The sequence below is a fragment of the Methanosarcina sp. UBA5 genome (genome assembly GCF_002505485.1).
Classification (GTDB): Archaea; Halobacteriota; Methanosarcinia; order Methanosarcinales; family Methanosarcinaceae; genus Methanosarcina.
Map to the genome: position 1 here is coordinate 1 of NZ_DAVG01000073.1, position 20268 is coordinate 20268.

Annotated in this window: 17 protein-coding genes; 6 read left to right on the forward strand and 11 right to left on the reverse strand. The window is 41.7% G+C overall.

Going from position 1 to position 20268, the window contains the following annotated elements:
• On the reverse strand, positions 1 to 277 hold a 277-nt coding region (locus tag BP621_RS07035), incomplete at its 3' end, for a DUF169 domain-containing protein (RefSeq protein ID WP_292388758.1).
• 314 nt (positions 278 to 591) lie between these two features.
• Entirely contained in the window at positions 592 to 921 is a 330-nt protein-coding gene (locus BP621_RS07040; protein WP_292388759.1) for a DUF6951 family protein, read from the reverse strand.
• Positions 922 to 1399: 478 nt separating this feature from the next.
• Between BP621_RS07040 and BP621_RS07045 the strand changes: the two genes are divergently transcribed.
• From BP621_RS07045 to BP621_RS07070, 6 genes are all read left to right on the forward strand, one after another.
• Positions 1400 to 1777: a 30S ribosomal protein S8e gene (locus BP621_RS07045; protein ID WP_292388760.1), complete on the forward strand. Its 378-nt coding sequence runs from the start codon at positions 1400 to 1402 to the stop codon at positions 1775 to 1777.
• A gap of 71 nt (positions 1778 to 1848) precedes the next feature.
• A complete protein-coding gene (locus BP621_RS07050; RefSeq protein ID WP_292388761.1) occupies positions 1849 to 2340 on the forward strand; it encodes an Lrp/AsnC family transcriptional regulator in 492 nt (163 codons plus the stop codon).
• 80 nt (positions 2341 to 2420) lie between these two features.
• Positions 2421 to 3602: an aminotransferase class I/II-fold pyridoxal phosphate-dependent enzyme gene (locus BP621_RS07055; RefSeq protein ID WP_292388762.1), complete on the forward strand. Its 1182-nt coding sequence runs from the start codon at positions 2421 to 2423 to the stop codon at positions 3600 to 3602.
• Positions 3603 to 3856: 254 nt separating this feature from the next.
• Positions 3857 to 4540: a DUF5591 domain-containing protein gene (locus BP621_RS07060; RefSeq protein WP_292388763.1), complete on the forward strand. Its 684-nt coding sequence runs from the start codon at positions 3857 to 3859 to the stop codon at positions 4538 to 4540.
• A 394-nt stretch (positions 4541 to 4934) separates the two neighbouring features.
• Positions 4935 to 6785 (forward strand): DUF2207 domain-containing protein, encoded by a 1851-nt coding sequence (locus BP621_RS07065; protein ID WP_292388765.1) that lies wholly within the window; start codon positions 4935 to 4937, stop codon positions 6783 to 6785.
• Between the two features lie 21 nt (positions 6786 to 6806).
• Positions 6807 to 7364: a LemA family protein gene (locus BP621_RS07070; protein WP_292388800.1), complete on the forward strand. Its 558-nt coding sequence runs from the start codon at positions 6807 to 6809 to the stop codon at positions 7362 to 7364.
• A 442-nt stretch (positions 7365 to 7806) separates the two neighbouring features.
• Here BP621_RS07070 and BP621_RS07075 read toward each other — a convergent pair whose 3' ends face one another.
• The 9 genes from BP621_RS07075 to cobD all read right to left on the reverse strand — a co-directional run bounded on the left by BP621_RS07075 (position 7807) and on the right by cobD (position 20261).
• Positions 7807 to 12810: a PKD domain-containing protein gene (locus tag BP621_RS07075; protein WP_292388766.1), complete on the reverse strand. Its 5004-nt coding sequence runs from the start codon at positions 12808 to 12810 to the stop codon at positions 7807 to 7809.
• 620 nt (positions 12811 to 13430) lie between these two features.
• Positions 13431 to 13805: a hypothetical protein gene (locus BP621_RS07080; protein ID WP_292388767.1), complete on the reverse strand. Its 375-nt coding sequence runs from the start codon at positions 13803 to 13805 to the stop codon at positions 13431 to 13433.
• A gap of 98 nt (positions 13806 to 13903) precedes the next feature.
• Positions 13904 to 14866 (reverse strand): SufB/SufD family protein, encoded by a 963-nt coding sequence (locus tag BP621_RS07085; RefSeq protein ID WP_292388768.1) that lies wholly within the window; start codon positions 14864 to 14866, stop codon positions 13904 to 13906.
• Positions 14867 to 14868: 2 nt separating this feature from the next.
• Positions 14869 to 15609 (reverse strand): ABC transporter ATP-binding protein, encoded by a 741-nt coding sequence (locus tag BP621_RS07090; protein WP_292388769.1) that lies wholly within the window; start codon positions 15607 to 15609, stop codon positions 14869 to 14871.
• 13 nt (positions 15610 to 15622) lie between these two features.
• Positions 15623 to 16234, reverse strand: coding sequence for an NTP transferase domain-containing protein (locus BP621_RS07095; RefSeq protein WP_292388771.1), 612 nt, complete (start codon positions 16232 to 16234; stop codon positions 15623 to 15625).
• Positions 16219 to 17061, reverse strand: coding sequence for an adenosylcobinamide-GDP ribazoletransferase (gene cobS / locus BP621_RS07100; RefSeq protein ID WP_292388772.1), 843 nt, complete (start codon positions 17059 to 17061; stop codon positions 16219 to 16221). The genes BP621_RS07095 and cobS overlap by 16 nt, the downstream gene beginning before the upstream one ends.
• Before the next feature lie 34 nt (positions 17062 to 17095).
• Entirely contained in the window at positions 17096 to 17638 is a 543-nt protein-coding gene (cobZ, locus tag BP621_RS07105; protein WP_292388774.1) for an alpha-ribazole phosphatase CobZ, read from the reverse strand.
• Positions 17639 to 17787: 149 nt separating this feature from the next.
• A complete protein-coding gene (locus BP621_RS07110) occupies positions 17788 to 18774 on the reverse strand; it encodes a cobalamin biosynthesis protein (RefSeq protein ID WP_292388775.1) in 987 nt (328 codons plus the stop codon).
• The gene (gene cobD / locus BP621_RS07115; protein WP_292388777.1) at positions 18771 to 20261 is read right to left on the reverse strand and encodes a threonine-phosphate decarboxylase CobD; all 1491 of its coding nucleotides are present in this window, start codon (positions 20259 to 20261) and stop codon (positions 18771 to 18773) included. Before cobD ends, BP621_RS07110 begins: the two co-directional genes overlap by 4 nt.
• Positions 20262 to 20268: the final 7 nt, after the last annotated feature.

Sequence of the window (20268 nt, forward strand, 5' to 3'; positions counted from 1 at the left end):
AAAATTCTCCACTTGCGACCTTAGGAGGCATTTCGCCAAGGCCCATTGCACCGGCTCCGCCTTTGCACATTTGATCTTCACCTAGGGTATAGAATTCCTCGCCTGTTCTTCTCACTCTGTCAACCAGCTGGCAGTGCCTCATAGTCTCATCTACTTTCTTAATTCCCTCTGGAACTTCCCCTCCTTTTGGAACCAGTTTTACTGCAACAGGAGAAGTTGTGAGTTTAAGGCAGTCTACAAGTTCTTGCCCATATTTATTTATCTCTTTAATATCCATGTTCTCAGCTCGGGTTTTGAAACTTTTGTTAGTTCTGATAGAGTAATACTGTTTTAGTATTTAATAAGTGTATTTAAAAGTCGTTTGTCTATTGTCTAGTCATGGGTAAATTAGATATGGCCAGTCTTTGATCAAACTTTTTTCTAAAAAGACGTCACATCAGTTATGAGCAAATTATACATGACCAGATTCGATATAAGCATTCCCGAGTTTATATGTATACAGGTAATTTTTCACAGTACTTCATGATCTGCTGATTTTCTTCAGTACTATGTATCTTTTTAAAGGAAATGAAAAAGTACTATAGAAAAAAATCACTCCAACTTATCAAAGATAATTTTCATCTTTCCCATTTCTCGAGCAAGATTATTCGAAATCATGCCATTTTCGAGCAAGAAAGCATTCATTACTGCTGCCGGAACAAGACAAGTAGGTGTAAGGGGCATTTCAGCCATTTTCTGGCCAAGTACAATTTCGGGACCCCCAATAAGGTATTTCATTTCCATATCAAAATGTGTGCCCCACTTCTTAAGTTTTTCGCATGTAGTCTTAATATGTATGTGAGTGCTCTTTCCCTCTTTAGTGGCAATTATCTCCTCTTTATCGTTATTTTTCTCCTGAAACATCGTATCGTTTTTCGGCATAAAGGATCTAAATTGAAAATTAATATTTCAGTTTTAGTCTGCCGGAGAATTATTTATCAGATTTTATATAATTTTTAATATATATCATTTTTCCTCACTGCGTTTGTGAACTTACTTTCAGATATTTGTTTACGACTCTGTAATATATACTTAGAATTCTGTATCTGTATTTACAGTTCTCTTATCTAATTTTACAGGTACAAGCAGGATGCAAAATTGAGTTTTTTCTGGTTGCCTGATCGTAAAGTTCTTATACGATTCTATTTGTATTGATTAGTCCATAGCAAATATGCTAATTAAGTACTCCTGCTAATATAATTAATATATAATCAGAGCAATAAGCAATAAGTATGCTTATGCCCTGACACGATCACCAGATCAGGATAATCAGGATTACAGTATATTTACAATAGGAAAATACATAAATAATCATTAAAGATAAGCATTGTATAATTTTAATACACGATGAGGTTTTAATATGAGATGGCAAGGTAGCTCCAAAAGAAAAGTAACCGGTGGGAAAGTTATTGCTGCCCGCGGGAAGCGCAAGTTTGAAATGGGCCGTGAGTCTGCGGAAACCCGTATAAGTGAAATAAAGAGGAAAAATGTTCACACAATGGGAGGCAACAGGAAGGTAAGACTTCTTCAGTGCAATATTGCAAACATAACCAATCCCAAAGATGGAAAAACCACCTCTGCTCCCATTGAGACAGTTCTCGACAACGTTGCAAACAAACACTACGTCAGGCGTAACATTCTGACAAAAGGCTCCGTAATCAGGACTTCTCTTGGAACTGCGAAAGTTACAAGCAGACCAGGGCAAGATGGAGTTGTAAATGCTGTATTAATTGAATAATTTAAATCTAATTTACCCCGGAGACCGGGGACTCTTTGTCAAATTCCCTTACCTTTGTGCCGGTGACCAACATGGATGAAAAGATTCGACATATACTGGAAATTCTTGAGACTGATGCACGAACGAGTCCAGAGGAAATAGCATCCCTTACAGATATGTCTGCACAGGAGGTTTCCCAAGCGATTGCAAAACTTGAAGAGACGGGAGTTATCCGGCACTACAAAACCATAGTTGATTGGGATCTGGTCGGGGAAAACTATGTTTATGCCGTTATTGAGCTGAAGGTTACTCTCGAGCGCAATCAGGGCTATCAGGCAATTGCAGAAAGAATCTATAAGTTTCCGGAAGTCAGGTCAGTCAGGCTTCTATCTGGAAATTATGACATATCCCTTACTGTCCGGGGAAAATCGATGAAGGATGTGGCCTTTTTCGTAGCAGAGAAAATTGCAACCCTTGATCAGGTACAGAGCACTTCAACCCACTTCGTACTGAAAACCTACAAAGAAGATGGGGTTATCCTCCATGAACCTGAAACAATTCAAAGGCTGCCAGTATCATTTTGATACGAACCGTTTCAGAGCCTGATTTCTCTATCCGATTTTACATTTCATAATACTTATATAATTTTTAAAGGGTGTTTTGCTTGAGACCTCCATGTAATCCTTCGAAGTTTGTTGCCGACGCTGTGAAAGAAATCCCCCCTTCAGGAATACGCCGTTTTTTTGATCTGGTTTCCGGACTTGAGGATGTAATTTCCCTTGGTGTAGGAGAGCCTGACTTTATTACTCCATGGCACATCCGTGAAATGTGTATTCATTCTCTGGAAAAGGGGCAAACTTCATATACCTCAAATTACGGGCTTCCGGAACTCAGAGACGAACTTACCAGAACCTATTACAGGCGTTATGGTCTGGACTATAACCCTTCATCGGAGATACTCATCACAACAGGTGTGAGTGAAGCTCTGGATATAGCAATAAGGACAGTGGTTAATCCTGGCGATGAGGTTATTGTCGTCCAGCCCTCTTATGTGGCATATGTACCTTCGGTTGTTCTTGCAGGAGGTAAGCCGGTTATTGTTTCTACCCATAGGGACGATGAATTTAGTCTGACTGCAGAAGCCCTCAAACCTGCAATAACGGATAAGACGAAAGCAATAATTCTCAACTTCCCAAGCAATCCTACAGGAGCGATAATGGTAAAGGAAGGCCTTGAGGACATTGCTGACCTGGTTGTGGAAAATGACCTGTTTGTTATCTCAGACGAAGTTTACGAGTGCCTTACCTATGAAGGCAAGCATGTCCCATTATCTTCTCTTGACGGTATGAAAGAGCGGACTGTTATGCTTAACGGGTTTTCCAAGGCTTATGCAATGACAGGGCTCAGGCTCGGTTTTGCAATGGGTTCTCCTGAGATTATACATTCAATGATGATGATCCATCAGTACTCCATGCTCTGTGCTCCGATAACAGCTCAAATTGGAGCAATCGAGGCACTCCGTCATGGTAAAGATGAAGTGGCAAGAATGGTCCGGGAATATGACCGACGCAGGCACTTTATTGTCAGGGGCTTTAACAGGATAGGGCTTGAATGCTGCAAACCTAAAGGGGCGTTTTACGCCTTCCCTTATATAGGAAATACTGGACTTTCTTCCTCCACATTTGCAGAGCGCCTTCTGGACGAAAAGAAAGTTGTTACAATTCCCGGAGACGTTTTTGGACAGGCAGGCGAAGGCTTCTTGCGCTGCTCTTACGCAGCATCCATAGATGATATTAGAAAAGCGTTAGATAGAATGGAGGACTTTGTGGACGGGTTAAATCAGTAAATTCAGCAAGAGCTCTCCCATCACTTTCCAAAATTTCCATTGAACCTGTTTTTATTTAGTTTTTGTTGTCAACTTTGTCTCCGGCATCTGCTTTAGTCCTTGAAGTTGAGGAAATTTTGTATTATTTGCTTATTTTTGAGTATATTACTTAATTCTTCAATTTTTAAGGACATATCTCAAATTCATAAAACCCTGCGACTGCCGAAGTTAGTTAATTATATATACAATTTCCAGGCTCACTTATCTTGACGTTTATGAAACCCATTATTCCTGAAGATGAGCGTTCTAAAGAGCCTCTTGACACTGATAGAGTAATTTATCACCCGGATATGATAAAGGCTAATGAATGGATCTTGAATGAATATGAAGCTCCATATAGGGAACTCTGTATTTTTGTTCCCTGTGCCAAAAGGAAACCCTATCATGAAAGTCCCTCTCATAAAAAATTCGATCGAATAATCTTCGGGATTGCAAAACCTGAGGATGTACATATAGTAACCTTTGGAACCTGTGGAATTACCCCCAGGGAACTTGATACGCAATATCCTTTCATGCATTATAGCTTTATGATGGGCAAATGTAACGTGGCAAAAATTAAAAGAGATTTTATAAAAATGGAAAGCGAAAGACTTGCCGCTTATCTTGAAAAGACGAGAGAAAACTACAGGTACAGGATAGCTTACTGTATTGGGGATTTCCGAACTGCAATGGAAAAAGCCGTAGAAATAGTTAACATAGAAGTTGACATCGTGCCGAGAGAATCAACTATTCAGAAGATGATCCAGCCAGACAAGCCTTTTATCTATAATAGCCTCTCCTCAAGAGAGTACCTTCAGGACTTTTCAGACTCGATCACGGATGCCCTTAAGCTCCCGAGGAGAAAAGTAGGACTTAAAGAAGATCTCTCGGTTGATGACGCTGACTGGTACCTTCTTTAAAAAAAACTCTCTCTTTCTCTTTTCTCTCTTTTAATTCAGGTAAAAGCTTAATTTAGATAAAAGCTGTAGTTTCTTTTCTTTTGAAACCTTACAGATCTAGGATGTTCCCGTTTGTTTATTAACTCATTCAATTTTGCAATTATATTTTGAAGGGCTCTTGCAAGTACTGTATCAATAACTGTTTTTTAACTGCACATTAAGAGCCTATTCGAAAAGTGTTGTGACCTACTGTAACTTACCATTAGCAATATGTAAACCGGAATGTATACTCTGATATTATGGACATGTTGTAACTTTTCAACATCATTACTGACTTTTCGGATAGGCTCTTAGTAAAAAACTCTTGAAAAACTATTAATATTATAAAAATAATAAAGAGTTTGAGGAATTCGGTTTGCGCCTTTCAAATAGTTCCGTTGAACCAATAATGGACGTAAATATTGTTTTTATAGCTTTGAAAGTGGCTATTCTTTTCCTTTTCGTTCTCTGCCTGGTGCACTCAGCCAGTGCAAGAGACTACACCTTGGAAGGAGCTACATCGAATATAACTATTGATCCTAGCGGCATAGTTCACATTGAAGAATCGATATCATACACTTTTGAGGGACATTACAACAGAGTTTTCAGGAAACTTAAGGTGTTGCCCGGAGAATCCATTCAGAACATTAAGGGGCATTGTTCAGATGAAGCGTGTAAATTCAGTGTTAATCCGACTTCCGAGGGATATGAACTTGAAGGTTCGCTTCCGAGCTCCACTCCTGAAAAAGTGACTTTTTTTATTTCCTACGATCACTATGGCGCAGTCAAAGTCCACAAGGATGTTTCCGAATTCCAATACAAGCTGTGGGGCGACGAATGGGAAAAACCTCTGGGAAACCTGAGAGGAAGAATTTCGCTCCCTGTTAATAACGAAAGTGAGCTTCAGTACTGGATTCATCCTACTGGCTATACACAGGTAGTAAGTGTAGAGCATAACGTCCTCAATTTAAGGACAGCGGAGATTCCCTCCAATCAATGGTATGAAATCAGAGTGGTTTTTCCGAGAATTGCATCTCCGAATTCCAGCATTGTTCAGATAGATAATGAAGAGGGCCTTGCACAAATAAAATCCATTGAAAATGAATACCAAACTAAAGGCTCGTTGTTAAAGAATTTTTATAATTTTACTATTTTGTTTGTACTCCTAGCCCTGGCATTTCCTTTCCTGATATACTTCAAATATGGCAGAGAACCAAAAATTAACTACGATGCTATATATGAGAGGGAGCCTCCCACGAATTCCAGACCTGCCGTGGTTAATGCCATCGTGCTGGGTAAGATGGGAATTCCTACTATGAACGGATTTACTGCTACAATTATGGATCTTGTTAACCTTGGTTATATCTCTTTGCTCACTGTAAAATCAGAAGAGAAAAAGGTATTAGGTCTGTTCAAATCCGAATCTGAAGACATTCTGATCGAGATTCTCGACAATAATTCTTTTATGGGAGCTAAAAAGGATCGGCGGCAATTGGAAGATTTCGAAAAAGATGCATTCAATTTATTAAGAAGTCATGCTTCCGGAGATAAAGTCTTCTGGAATAAACTGAAAGAGGAGCTTGGGGACGGAACAGCTTTCTATGAGTTTGTCACTTCCTGGAATGAAAAAGTTAAAGCACATACCGCATTCGATAAGCTCTTCCTGTCCACAGGAAACAAGTATGTATTTGGGTTTGGTTTAGCCACTGTGATTGCGGGATTTCTTTGTTTCTTCGTAGCCTCGGAGTACTTCCCCACAGACGAGTTTCCATTAGCATCAAGTCTGAATATGCTTATCTTCTTAATCATTGTATTAGGGATCGTTATTATATTGATCTCTGTGATATTCAAAAAGGTGTTTGGGCGATGGACTCCAGAAGGAAGACTCTACTATGAACGCTGGAATAATTTTAAGAAATATCTTACGGATTTTTCAGCTCTCAAAGAGCATCCTCCGGAATCAATAAAGATCTGGGACTGTTATCTGGTTTATGCAACCGCTCTCGGAATTGCACAAGAAGTCATTCATAACATGTCTCTGATCGTTCCTTCTGAAGTGCAGGAAGGGAGTTCCTTTTATCCCGTAAGCAGCAGTTATGTCTTATTTGATTCCGGCTTTGGAAGCGCCTACGCATCATCCTCTCCATCTGGAAGTGGAGACGGCGGGGTCGGCGGTATAGGCGGCATAGGGGGAGGCTCCGGTGGAGGCGGTGGCGGTGCAGATTAAAGTGCTCCGAATTAAGAGATGGTGATCTGTTTGCTAGTAGAAATTTTGGTAATAGTAGCACTGATTCTCGGTTTGCTCTTCGTTATAATTTACAATAGCCTCATTAAGCAGCGGAACAGAGTAGAAAACGCCTGGGCTCAGATAGAAGTCCAGCTAAAAAGACGTCACGACCTTATCCCTAACCTGCTGGAAACAGTTAAAGGATATGCAAAACACGAAAAAAACCTTTTCGAAAACATTGCAAAAGCCAGGACTGCAGTTATGTCCGCAAATAATGTAAAGGAAACTGCAGAAGCGTCTAATTACCTGTCTTCGACCCTGAAATCCCTATTTGCAGTTGCAGAGAATTATCCTGACCTGAAAGCCAATCAGAACTTTTTACAGCTCCAGAAAGACCTCCTAGAAGCCGAGAACAAAATTGCCTATGCAAGACAATTTTATAATGATACCGTTATGAAGTATAATATTAGCATTCAAACAATTCCGACAAATATCATTGCATCCCTAACAGGTTTCCAGAAAAAAGAGTTATTTGAAACCACGCAAACAGAAAGGGAAGTCCCCAAGGTTGAATTTTGATCCAATCCCGATAACAATTCTGGAAATTCTTAATAATTAAGGATAAAAATAGCTATTAGAATGAATTCATTGGTTGACGAAGCCTTAACAGAATGCTGCCCTAAAATACTTTAATTCAATTCATTTGAGAACTTTCCTCAACGCCCGAATGCTCAAGAGCCTATCCAAAAAGTCGATAATGGCACGCTGTATAAGTTATAATAGATCATATTATCGAATATTATTTACGTTGTGTATATTGCCAATTGTAACAGTTACAGTAGGTCACAACATTTTTCGGACAGGCTCTAAGTTGAAATTGCTTTTCTGGCTTTGTAGAAAACTATGAAATAACTAATTCTCATTAATTTAAACTGGATGTCGTTATTTCTCTTTATATATTATTAGCCTCTAAAGCTGATATAGATAGGTTTCTACAAAGCCTTTTTTCGACCTCAGAGCTTCAGTTACTAACTACAATATATCTGGACCTGGTTTCAGTACTGCTGCTTTCCGAATTATCTACAGTTAAACTAAGAGTATATCGTCCTGTTTTACTGTATACGTATACGGGATTCTTTTCTGTTGAAGTATTTCCATCTCCAAAATCCCATTTCCATGCAATTGGTGATCCAGTACTATTGTCAGTAAAACTGACATTAAGCGGTGAGGGCCCTGAAGTTGGAGATGCTGAAAAGGCAGCTACAAGGGAATTTGAAGCTGCAATATAGCCGGTTTTTGTCAATGCACTATTACCGTTTTCATTACTTGCTGTCAATGTAACAGAATATAGTCCTGATTCATTGTATCTATGTACAGGATTCTTTTCCGTTGAATTACTCACATCTCCAAAATCCCATTTCCATGCGGTTGGCGATCCTGCGCTCTTGTCGGTAAAATTAACAGAAAGAGGCACTTTTCCTGAAGTAGGGGATGCCGAAAAACTGGTAACAGGAGCATTTAAAATATTTGAGATAGCAATATAGCCGGTTTTTATCAAGGCATTACTACCGTTTGCGTTACTTGCTGTCAATGTAACAGAATATAGTCCTGATTTATTGTATGTATGTACAGGATTCTTTTCTGTTGAAATATTCTCGTCTCCAAAAGCCCATTTCCATGACGTTGGAAATCCTGTGCTCTGGTCAGTAAAACCAACAGTAAGTGGGACTTTCCCTGAAATAGGAGATGCAGAGAAGCTGGCAACAGGACCAGCTAAAACGCTTGACACAATAACACAGTTGTATTTTGTCAACGCATTACTGCCGTTTGCATCACTTGCTGTCAATGTAACAGAGTATCGTCCTGATTTATTATATGTATGTACAGGATTTTTTTCTGTTGAAATGTTCCTGTCTCCAAAATCCCATTTCCATGCAGTTGGTGACCCCATGCTCTGGTCAGTAAAATGAGCAGTAAGAGGCATGCTTCCTGAAGTGGGAGACACAGAGAAAACGGCCGCAGGAGGAGCTAAAACGTTTGATACATAGATATAGCTGGATTTTGTCAAGGCATTACTACCGTTTGCGTTACTTGCTGTCAATGTAACAGAGTATCGTCCTGATTTATTGTATGTGTGTGCAGGATTCTTTTCTGTTGAATATGTTCCATCTCCAAAACTCCATTTCCATGCAGCTGGTGACCCTATGCTCTGGTCAGTAAAACTAACAATAATAGGCATACTTCCTACAGTTGAAGTTGCTGAAAAAGCAGTGACAGGGACAATATAGCCTGGATTCGATACCACACTGCCGTTCTCAGAGATTACACTTATATAGCTTGCTCTCTGCACCTTATCGCTGCCTTCCTCATTAGTTGTCGTCAGAGCAACAGTATAATTCCCTGATTTATTGTATGTGTGTACAGGGTTCTTTTCTGTTGAATTACTTCCATCTCCGAAATTCCATTTCCACGAGGTTGGCGATCCGGTGCTCTGGTCGGTAAAACTAACAGTAAAAGGAGTTTTTCCTGAAGCAGGGGATGCAAAGAATTTGGAGACAGGAGTGCTGTTTGAAACGTTTGAGACGACAGCAATATAGCCGGTTTTTGTCAGCGCATTACTGCCGTTTGCATTACTCACTGTCAATTTAACAGAGTATAGCCCTGATTCATTGTATGTGTGTACAGGGTTCTTTTCTGTTGAATTACTTCCATCTCCGAAATTCCATTTCCACGAGGTTGGCGATCCGGTGCTCTGGTCAGTAAAACTAACAGTAAGAGGCGCTTGTCCTGAAGTAGGGGACGCAGAAAAAGAAGCAACAGGAATATTTAAAGTGCTTGAGACAGCAATATAGCCGGTTTTTGTCAAGGCATTACTGCCTTTTTCATTACTGGCTGTCAATGTTACAGAATAAAGTCCTGATTTGTTGAACGTGTGCACAGGATTCTTTTCTGTTGAAGTGTTCCCATCTCCGAAATTCCATTTCCACACAGTTGTCGATCCAGTGCTCTGGCCGGTAAAATCAACTGTAAGAGGTACTTTTCCTGAAGTAAAGGATGCAGAGAAACTGGGGACAGGCGCATTTAAAACATTTGAAACAACAATATAGCCAGTTTTTGTTAGCTTATTGCTGCCGTCTGCATTACTTGCCGTCAATGTAACAGAGTATAATCCTGATTTGCTGTATGTATGTACAGGGTTCTTTCCGGTTGAATATGTGCCGTCTCCAAAAGTCCACTTCGTTAAGGTTGGTGATCCTGTACTCTGGTCAGTAAAACTAACAGTAAGAGGTGCTTTTCCTGAGGTAGGGGACGCAGAAAAAGAAGCAACAGGAGCTTCATACCCGTTTGAAACAGTAAGATAACTGGATTTTGTTACTGCAGTCTTGTTTCCAGTTTCGTTTAATGTCAACGTAACAGGATATTTTCCTGCATTTCTATATATATGCAAAGGGTTCTTTTCTGTTGAATTTGTCCCATCTCCAAAATCCCATTTCCATAAGGTTGGCGATCCTGTGCTCTCGTCAGTAAAACTAACACTAAGCGGAGTTTTTCCCGAAGTTGGGGATGCAGAAAATCCTGGCTGCGCTAGAACAGTTACTATGGCAAATTTTGAATCAGTACCGTTTTTATTGTTTACTGTAAGCGTTACATTGTAATTTCCTGCTCTGGAGTAAATGTGTATTGGATTCTGTTGTATTGAACTCGATTCATCTCCAAAATTCCAGTTCCACCCATCTGCATTCTTCGAGAAATCCATAAACTGGACTGAAAGAGGAGCGTAACCAGACGTTATATTGCTGCTGAAATTTGCAACAGGATAAACTGGTTGTGCTGGGAGAGGACCAATAAACTGACCGAAAGCAATAGGGTTGAAACCCGTGTTTACTGTAGCTGTAACCTTGTTTGTATTAGTATCAATTACAGAAGCAGTATTTCCAAAATTACTGTCATCGCCGGAGTTTGCTACATATACCTTTGTTCCATCCGGGGTGACTGCAATTCCGTAAGGATTTTTCCCGACTTTCACAGTCGCTATAACAGTTTTTGTTGCTGTATCAATTACCGAGACATTGTTGCTGCCTTCATTTACCACATACACTTTTGTTCCATCAGGAGTTACTGCAATTCCCATAGGCCATTTTCCCATAGGCACTGTGGCTATAACAGTGTTTGAACTGGCATCAATTATAGAAATAGTGTTACTTTCACAATTCGTCACATATAGTTCTTTTCCCGCCTGATTAACTGCAACTCCACAAGGGCCAGATCCAACTTCCACAGTCGCTATAACAGTGTTTGTACTGGCATCAATTACAGAAACAGAGTTGCTATAACGGTTTGTAACATATACTTTTCTTCCATCCGGTGTGATTGCAATCCCTAATGGATTAACTCCTACAGGCACTGTGGCTGTAACAGTGTTTGTAGATGTGTCAATTACAGAGACACCTTTGATATCACGATCAGCCACATAAACTTTTTTTCCATCTGGAGAGACTGCAACTCCACAGGGACTGTACTTATATCCTATATCTACAGTAGCTGTAACCCTGTTTATTGCTGTGTTAATTACAGAGACCGTACCCCTGTCGCCGTACTTGGTATTTGTCACATATGCTTTTGTTCCATCCGGACTTACTGCAGCTCCAAAAGGCTCGGTTCCCACGGGCACCGTGGCTGTAAGGGTGTTGTTTCCTGTGTTAATTACAGAAACAGTGTTGCTGTTGAGATTCGTGATAAATGCGTATGAAGGCGCAGGAGAACCTTTAGGTACAACATTTACTGTAGCAAACTTTGAATCTGTGCCGTTTGAGTTACTTACTGTCAGGCTAACAGTGTAGATTCCTGCTGCAGAATAGGTATGAGTGGGGTTCTGCTTTGTTGAACCAGACCCGTCTCCAAAGTCCCAGATCCATTTGGTTGAATTCTTTGAGAGATCTGTAAACTGCACAGGTATTGAAAGGAAAACGTAATCTGATGTGATGTTGCTGCTGAAGTTCGCTAAAGGATAAACTGGTTGTACCGGAACAGAACCTACAGACTGACCTGAAGCATAAGGACTGTTTCCTACAAGCATCGTGGCTGTAACAGTGTTAGTCGCAGTGTCAATTACAGAGACAGTGTTATAGAAGTTGATTGCTACGTACAGTTTTTTTCCATCCGGGGTGACTGCAATTCCTACAGGATCGGGGCCTACAGGTATCGTAGCTGTAATTTTGTTTGTTGCCGTGTCAATTACAGAAACAGTGCTGAAATATTCAGCGTTATTAGTCACGTACACCTTTTTTCCATATGGATTGACTGCAACTCCAGAAGGAACTCCCACTACCTTCACTGTGTTTGTAACACTGTTTGTTGCCGTGTCAATTACAGAGATGCTCCCGCCATCGGAGTTCGCCACGTACACTCTAATTCCATCTGGTGTGACCGCAATTTCCTTAGGCCCTCTTCCTACGGATACTGTGGTTATAACAGCTTTTGTGGCAGTGTCAATTATAGAGACTGTATTGTCCCCATAATTTGTTACATAGATCTTTTTTCCATCAGGACTTAACGCTACTCCCTCAGGATATTTTCCGGTATTCACTGTACTTACAACAGTATTTGCGGTGGTATCAATTACAGAAACATTATTGCTATAACGGTTTGCCGCGTATACCTTTTTTCCGTTAGGGCTGACTGCAACCCCTTGAGGAGAATTTCCTACAGGTACCGTGGCTATAACATTATTCGTTGCTGTGTCGATTATAGATACATCATTGCTATGAGCATTTACCACGTAAACCTTTGTTCCATTCGGATTAATTACAGCTCCAGTAGGGTTAGATCCTACAGATATCGTAGCTGTAACTTTATTTGTGGTTGTGTCAATTACAGAGACACTGTTACTCTCTGCATTTGTAATGTATGCAAATGGCGAAGCATCTGCGATACTCACCAACATTAAAAAAGCAAATGCCGCTATCCCCAAGACTATATAGAAAGTCTGCCCCCTAAACATTTTATTACATCTTATTCCTTTCATTTTAGACCCCCAGTATAAATATTAAGTTTGTGAGAATTTTGAAGAATCTTGAAGTTTGACAGGTTATAAAGGATAATATAGCAATTCGTTGAACCCAGAGTTTTTTGGGTTAAGTTGATTATCGCAATCAGTATCGTAATCAGGTGCGGCTATAAAAACGACCAAGTAAAGAATATTTCATAGAACTCTGTAAAATAGTTGTAAATTAAAAGATAATAATTTTTCCTCTATTAACCGACAGGCTTGATAAAAAACTCTCCTTTTAGGATTCATAATTGAATTTTTATATTATAATAAGCATTATTATCATTTAAAAATTTAAAAAACTAGACTTCTGAACTCGAAAATTATTTCCTGAACCAAGAGTTACGAGAAATCAAAAAGTTTCTATTCATAAACTAACTTTAAGCAGATATACATAAAGTATACCCCTTGCAGATAACTTTGTAGTTTTCAAATTTCAATTTTAGATCTGGCACATTGAAGCTGATTTTAAATTTTTAGATATAATAAGTGCCCAATGAAACTGAAAGTCTTTAGTAACATCCAGCCTGTAAAACAATATTTTATAATTAGAAAAATTAGAAAAAGAGCCTGCTGTAAGAAGACAGGTAAAGAAATTACTCATTTTCAATGCCTGCGTTTTCTCCTACTGCAAGCATGAGTTCTCCGTAAAGCAGCTTTTCCAGGGTTTCAGCTACGTACTTCCTTTGCTGATATTTCTGGATATCCTCATGCATTCTGAGGTCAGAGTCTACCTGGACTCGCACGAGAGCGAAATGAAAGGCTTTTTCATTCTTTATGGGGGCAGTGTAGAAAGCTTCCAGCAGGTAAGGGAGTTTGAGGGGGTCTTCTATAACTTCACTTAAAAGCAGCATCTCTTCAGGAATATCCTGACAGTGTGAAGATATATCTTTTTTTCCGGTAATAAGTTGCAGGTTTTTTTCTGAATATTTTTTCTCAAAGATAATAATTTCACCAATTATACTTCCCACCTCTTACTCAAATTAAATTTCGGACCCCGAGAGTTCCCGGGATAAACTGCCGGCATTTCCTGACTGACTAATAGCCTGTAAAAGGGAATATGAAGGCTTCAGGCCAGCATTCCCTTTACAATAGTGTCAATAGCATCATCTTCTTCAAGGCCGCGGGCCATGAGGGTTTCGACTTCCTTTTTGTCCACACATCCAATTGCAGCCTCGTGGGTTACCTTGGCCAGAGGATTATCAACGCGTATAATCGGGACAGCTTCGGCTTTTGCATTGCCCTGGATGACCTCCAAGCAGTCCACGTGTCCTCTGGATCTTGGGGCATGGCCTTCAGTAATTCCCCTGAATTCAGACTCTGCATTTTCGGTAATTGCCAGTCGACTTTTGATTACACTTCTGGCATTTTCCCCATTAAGGGACACTTTTTCCATGATTCTTATTTTGTCATCCTTTTTCCCGTAAACCTTGGTAACCATTTCACAGACAGAGTCTTTTTCGGCATCCACGTCATAGTCGAATTCGAGAGATCCTACCCTTCCCGAAACCAGGGAGAAATTATTATAATAACTGCCGCCTTCCTCTATCTTTACCTTGGCTCTAGGAATCACCTGAGCTCCTCCATATGGTCCGTGGAAGTGAGTTTCTGTGTACTTTAATGAGGCATTCTTCCCTACATGCATTTGAGCTTCCATTCTATGGATAATCTTTATAGCATTAGGGAATGTACAGTGAGCAACGAGTTCAACAGCCGCGTCTTCTTCGGCTACGAAATTCATCATTATTTCCTGGAGTCCATCTTGAGGAATAAGCCCAAAGCAAAGGTGGACAGGATGTGGAATTTTGTACCCTTTCTTAATGGTCAGTTTAACATCCACTCCATGTTCGGTCTCTTGAGTTTCGAGCACAATCCCCTCTACCCCATTCGCATTAAGCACTTTACTTCCGCTTATCACAAGGCTTGCAAGCTCATGGTCATGCAGAACTGCAGCATCTCCCCCGGCTGCCGAATAGGCTGCATCCATATCTTTTATTTCACTGGGAAGCGTATTAAGAGTTATCTGGCTCATTTTTAGGCCGCCTTTGGTGGGGATACTCTGCTGTCGCACGGTATGCACCTGTTTTTGAAGAATTCACTTATTTCCAGGGGGTCTCCGCTCCTGAGAATAACCCCTTCGCACATAAGGGACGCTTTATCGGAAGCGGCTGCAATTTCCTTCCTGTGTGTTATTACAAGTACCGAGGCGCCATTTTCCTTAAAAGTCTGGATCAGATTTACGATTTCCTTTAAGGAAACAACATCAATTCCGGAATCGGGCTCGTCGAGAATCGCAAGCTTTGGTTTCATTGTAATTATGGAAGCAAGTTCTATGCGTTTTCTTTCGCCTCCACTGAGCGCCTCTCCAACTTCCCTATCCAGGTATTTTTCAGGTTTAAGGTCGACTTTCCTCAAGGCTTCTTTAAGCTCTTCTTCAGTGACGCCTCCATCACCTTTTGCCCCGATTGCCAGGTAATCCCTGACCTTCAACCCTTCAAAGCGGGCAGGCTCCTGCCAGGCTAGGGTAATGCCTTTTTTTGCACGTTCGGTTATTGAAAGTTTTGTAATATCTTCCCCATTAAAGATGAGGCTGCCTTCATCCTGTTCATAACCCTGGAGTCCCATCAGGGTGTAGGCAAGGGTACTTTTTCCGGCACCGTTTGCGCCGATAATGCTGTGAATTTCCCGGTCGCCTACCTCAAGATTAACCCCTCGCAGGATTTTTTTCCCATCACGGCTCAGCACCAGGTTTTTTACGGATAAAATATACGACACCTCTATAAGTTTTTTAGTATTGGCTCTGCAGCAGATCCTTGCAGTGCTGCAAATCCTTAACGGTATTTACATTTATTGCTAGTTTGGGATTATCAAGTATCAGATTAAAGTCTTCCTGTTCTTTTCGGATTTGAGAACTATCCAAAATATTAATTCCTGCCGGTACTATCAGCTTCCCATCCTTGTTAAAGACCGTGTCCGGCCTGATTCCGGCTCCTTTGCAGACATTGATAGGGACATATACCGAAAGCGCCGGCTTTCCTTCTTCCTTATATTTCTCTATTATCGAATCTATAAGCTCAGGGTTTATCAGGGGAAGGTCTGACATAATAATCATTACAGGCCCAACCGTTTCTGCGGTTTCAACCGCATGGATCATATCCCCTACATAGTTTCCGCCAAAAGTCCTGATTACACGGACTTCTCCTTTGTAGCGTTCCTGAATCATAATTTCGGTCCTGGGGGTAACAGGTGAGACCGCTACAAAAACCCTATTTATGTTCTTTGAGGCCCTGAGGGTATCTATCACGTAGGCTATAAGTGGTTTTCCAAGCAATTCAACACATGGCTTTTCCCCCATTCCAAGTCTCTGTCCGAACCCCCCTGCCATTACAATAGCGTCCATTTTAAACCTCCCATATATCCGTTCAATGAAAATTTCAGGAGAACTGCGAGAATAATGAGCGCAGTCACTCGACCAATTTCGTTAGCAGTACCGATTCCATCGCCATTTAAACCACCGAAATGGGCATAGCTTCGGTTGAGAATCACCAGAGCTGAGATGCAGGCTCCAAGATAAGGCAACAGTCCTATCCACCCGAAAGGCAGAAAGCAAACGATGGCCCCGAATATGAATCCAATCAGAAAATTCTTTCTGGTTGCTCCGCGTATAGTCATGGCTCCCAGGCCAGGGTAAGCCTGTTTTTCCTGCGGAGGTATGGGCTTCCCAAAGGCAGCAATAGTTAGCATGGACTGTTTTGCACTGACCTCTGCAATAAACATTGATGCAAACATTAAAACCTGAAGGTTAGAACCGAAAACAACGGGACCTTCTTCCTGGACTGCCCTTATCGAACCGTATAGAGTTAGTAATAAGAGAATGCAGAAGGACACTCCTCCTGTCCCGATAGTTGTATCTTTCAGGGCCTTGATTTTTTTCTCAAGCGACCCATGCGCCATAAAACCGTCCCCTATGTCCGTGACTCCATCGAGGTGGTTAAAGCCTGTAATATAATATATGAATCCCATGATAAGAGCTGCAAGCACAGACCCAGGAAATATTACCTGCCCTATATATGCAATTGCCCCTATCAGAAGCCCGAGTACGGCTCCCACAACAGGATAGAAATAGATTTTCTTCATGAGTTCGTCGATTCCTTCCATGCTGATTCCCACAGGAATCGTGGACAGGAAGCCAAATCCCGATTTAAAAGCGAGCAAATATGAATTCATCGCGTACCGCCTGTTTTTTAATCCTTTCCTTATATCAGTCCTTTCCTACAAATTCTGCCATACCTCTTGAATACATATTGGAAGACACGCCTCCTATAAGACCCCCGATCACGTCATCCATAAAAGGCCCGAGCTTTGCAAGGATTCCAGGCTTCTGTTTGTCAAATCTGACGAACTCAAATGCGCCCTTGGAGCCGCTGATATAGGTTGCAATACTTGTGCCAAGCACCTCATCTGCAATTATAAAAGTAAGGTCCTTTTCATAGGAACTTTTGCTCAGGTTCGGAAGGGTCCCTGCCCTGCCTTCTCGCTCCAGCAGAACCCCGGAATAGATTAGAAGGCAGAGATTTGGATCCGAAAGTGCGTACTTGAGTTCCCTTTTAAATAAAGCGTCGGCTTTCTCCCTGGTCTCAAGCCCTGGATGGGGGACATACATTTCCAGAGCCGTATCAGCAAGGTCCTGAACACCGATGCCTTCTTCAGCAAGGACATCGAGGATATCGACTGTAGCTTTTTCTTCTAATTTCTCAGGCTGCCCTTTTTTCAGGTCTCTTTCCTCAATATCGGATAACTTCATATGATCACTTCGGGGTTGTTAAAATGGTTCTATAAACTATATAAAATTTTTAATATTAGTAACATTATAAACTGGCTTTTCTCAGAACCCTGTTTCCGCATAGAATTTGAATTATCTCAGGAATAGGGCTATGGCAGGCAAAGGAAGGGTCACGGATGCAGGTATAATCCTGCTAACTGAATTACTGCCGCACAGGCAACAAGCGAGAAGCCTGAAGCAACTGCTATTAATTGGGATACCCTTTTTATATCTTTTACTTCGGTCGGGGGATATGAGGTCCCAAGTATATAAGTATCGGGTTTTTCGAGTTTGACTCCTAGCGCTCCTGCAGTAGCTGCCATAGGATAGCCGGAATTGGGGGACGGGGTTTTCATTCCGTCTTCAAAGGCACTCTTTATGCTGTTTAGAGGGAAAAATTTTCCCTGTTTTTTCGGGAGCAGCGACACTGTAAAGGCTGCCGCAAGAATGAATATGACGGAGATTCGAGCAGGGATCCAGTTTAACACGTCATCGGATTTCGCTGAGAAGTACCCAAGTTCCCTGTAGGGTTCGGTTTTGTACCCAACCATAGAATCCAGAGTACTTATGGCTTTAAACGCATATGCCGCCACAAGCCCGAATTCCCCGAAAAGAGCATAATAAAAAATGGGGCTCAGGATGCCGTCAACGTAGTTTTCGGATACGGATTCGATAACTGCGGAAGACATCTGGGTCCTGGTAAGTTTTGAAGTGTTCCGGCTTACGTATATCGGGAGCAGTTCCCGGACTTTCTCAAGCCTGTTTGCTTCGAGATGTCCATAGATTTCCCTTGCGGGGCTGAGCAGGCAGTTAACAGCAAAGGTGGCTTTCAGGAAATACGCCTCTATGAGAAGGGCAAGCACCCTGGGAATTTCCGGAAGGGCTGTAATGTAAAGCACAGAGTAACCTAGCAAAGCTGCAAAAAAGACACAACAGAGAGCCATTGCAACTCCATAGATTTTTCTGTGGGTCTGAGGAGCCGCATTTTTAAAAACATTGATTAATTTTCCTATCCACACGACAGGGTGTACGGCAGCAGGCGGCTCCCCGGAAAATATATCTATAGCGGCTGCAAGCAAAAGCACCAGGGCAAGGTGCCCACTGTCCGGCACAATCATAGGATAGACTCCATCACTTTCTTCCAGGCTACTTTCACTAGTTCGTCTGTATCTCCTTCCTGCATAAGGCAGTCAAGGATTTTCTGCGCAGTTTCCGTCTTGTGAACCAGATGACAGTCAACACAGCTCCAGACTTTTCCACCTCTTGAACTCTGGATCCATTTCCCTCCTGTGCGCTCGTCTTCACAGGGATAGAACGGACAGAAGCAGAAGGTACAATTCTGACCTTCAAAGTGGCAGGGATAGTATTCACAGGTTTTCCTGCCTCCGATGCCTTCTTGAGAGGCCTTTTCAATCACACTCTGTAGCTCTTGTTTTGCCTGTTCTTTGCCCCACTCGGTAATTACATCCCCGATTGCGACAATCAACCTGTCGTTTTCTTCGGCAGTCCGGACTGCAAGCCTTATGTAATCCTTTCCAAGGCCGTGGAGGGAAGAACAGTCCCTTATAAGGACTCCGAGTGCTGCCAGGCGTGCAGTTAATTCCGTTGAATCGAGCATGAATTTGTTAATATTGACTAAGATAAAGTTTACATTCACTTCCCCAGCTTTAAAACCCCTGATCCTGTCGAGTTTGGCTTTAAAAATCTCTCCTTCTTCCCTGATCATAGCCCTTGCTTTTTTCAGGTACGGGTTTTCAATCCCGCCTTCGACATTAAGGAGGGCGGTTCCTACAGCATTTGCCACGGTTCCGAGGTTCCAGGAAAGCCTCGCAGTATCCAGGATTTCAGCCACTTCAGGAGAAGCTATTCCGAATCCCAGCCTGATTCCCGGGATTGCAAAGTCCTTTGTAAGAGAACGCATGACAAAAACGTAATTATTGCTTGCTGCAAGGTCTGCAACGCTCTGTGCAGGATCAGAGAGCTCGATAAAAGCTTCGTCCACGAAAAGAAGGGTTTTGTGCTGCGTACAGCGTTCCGCAAGGGCTTTGATTTCTTCTCTGGTGCGGAGTTTCCCGGTTGGGTTATTGGGGTTGCAGATAAACAGAATTTTTGCTTTTTCCAGAAGCTCGTCAGGAAGCGTATCTACTTCGTCCTGGCTTGGGTACTCTGGTTCTGCTCCCATAATCCGGCACTGCATCTCGTATTCTCCGAATGTGGGCCAGGGCAGAAGGACAGTATCTCCTTTTTCAACCACGCATTCCACTACAAGCCTGATAATTTCTGTTGAACCGTTGCCCGGAATTATATTCTGTGAGCTTACTCCAAGCCCTACGAACTTTGCAGCAGCCTCTCGAAACTCAGGATACCTGTTGTCAGGGTATTCGGTAAGTTTCTTAAAACCAGTATCAAGAATATCATCAAAGTTCAATCCGCTTTCCGGATGCTCAAAAGGGTTTCCCAGAGGATTAAAGTTTGCACTGAAATCAAGAATTTCACTTTCAGGAATCCCGTAAGTCTCAGATGTTTCCTGAATTAACCCTCCATGCCTGCAGGGCTTCAGGTCAAGCAGATGCTTCCTTAAAGGTACACTTCTTTGCTCTGACACGGTAATC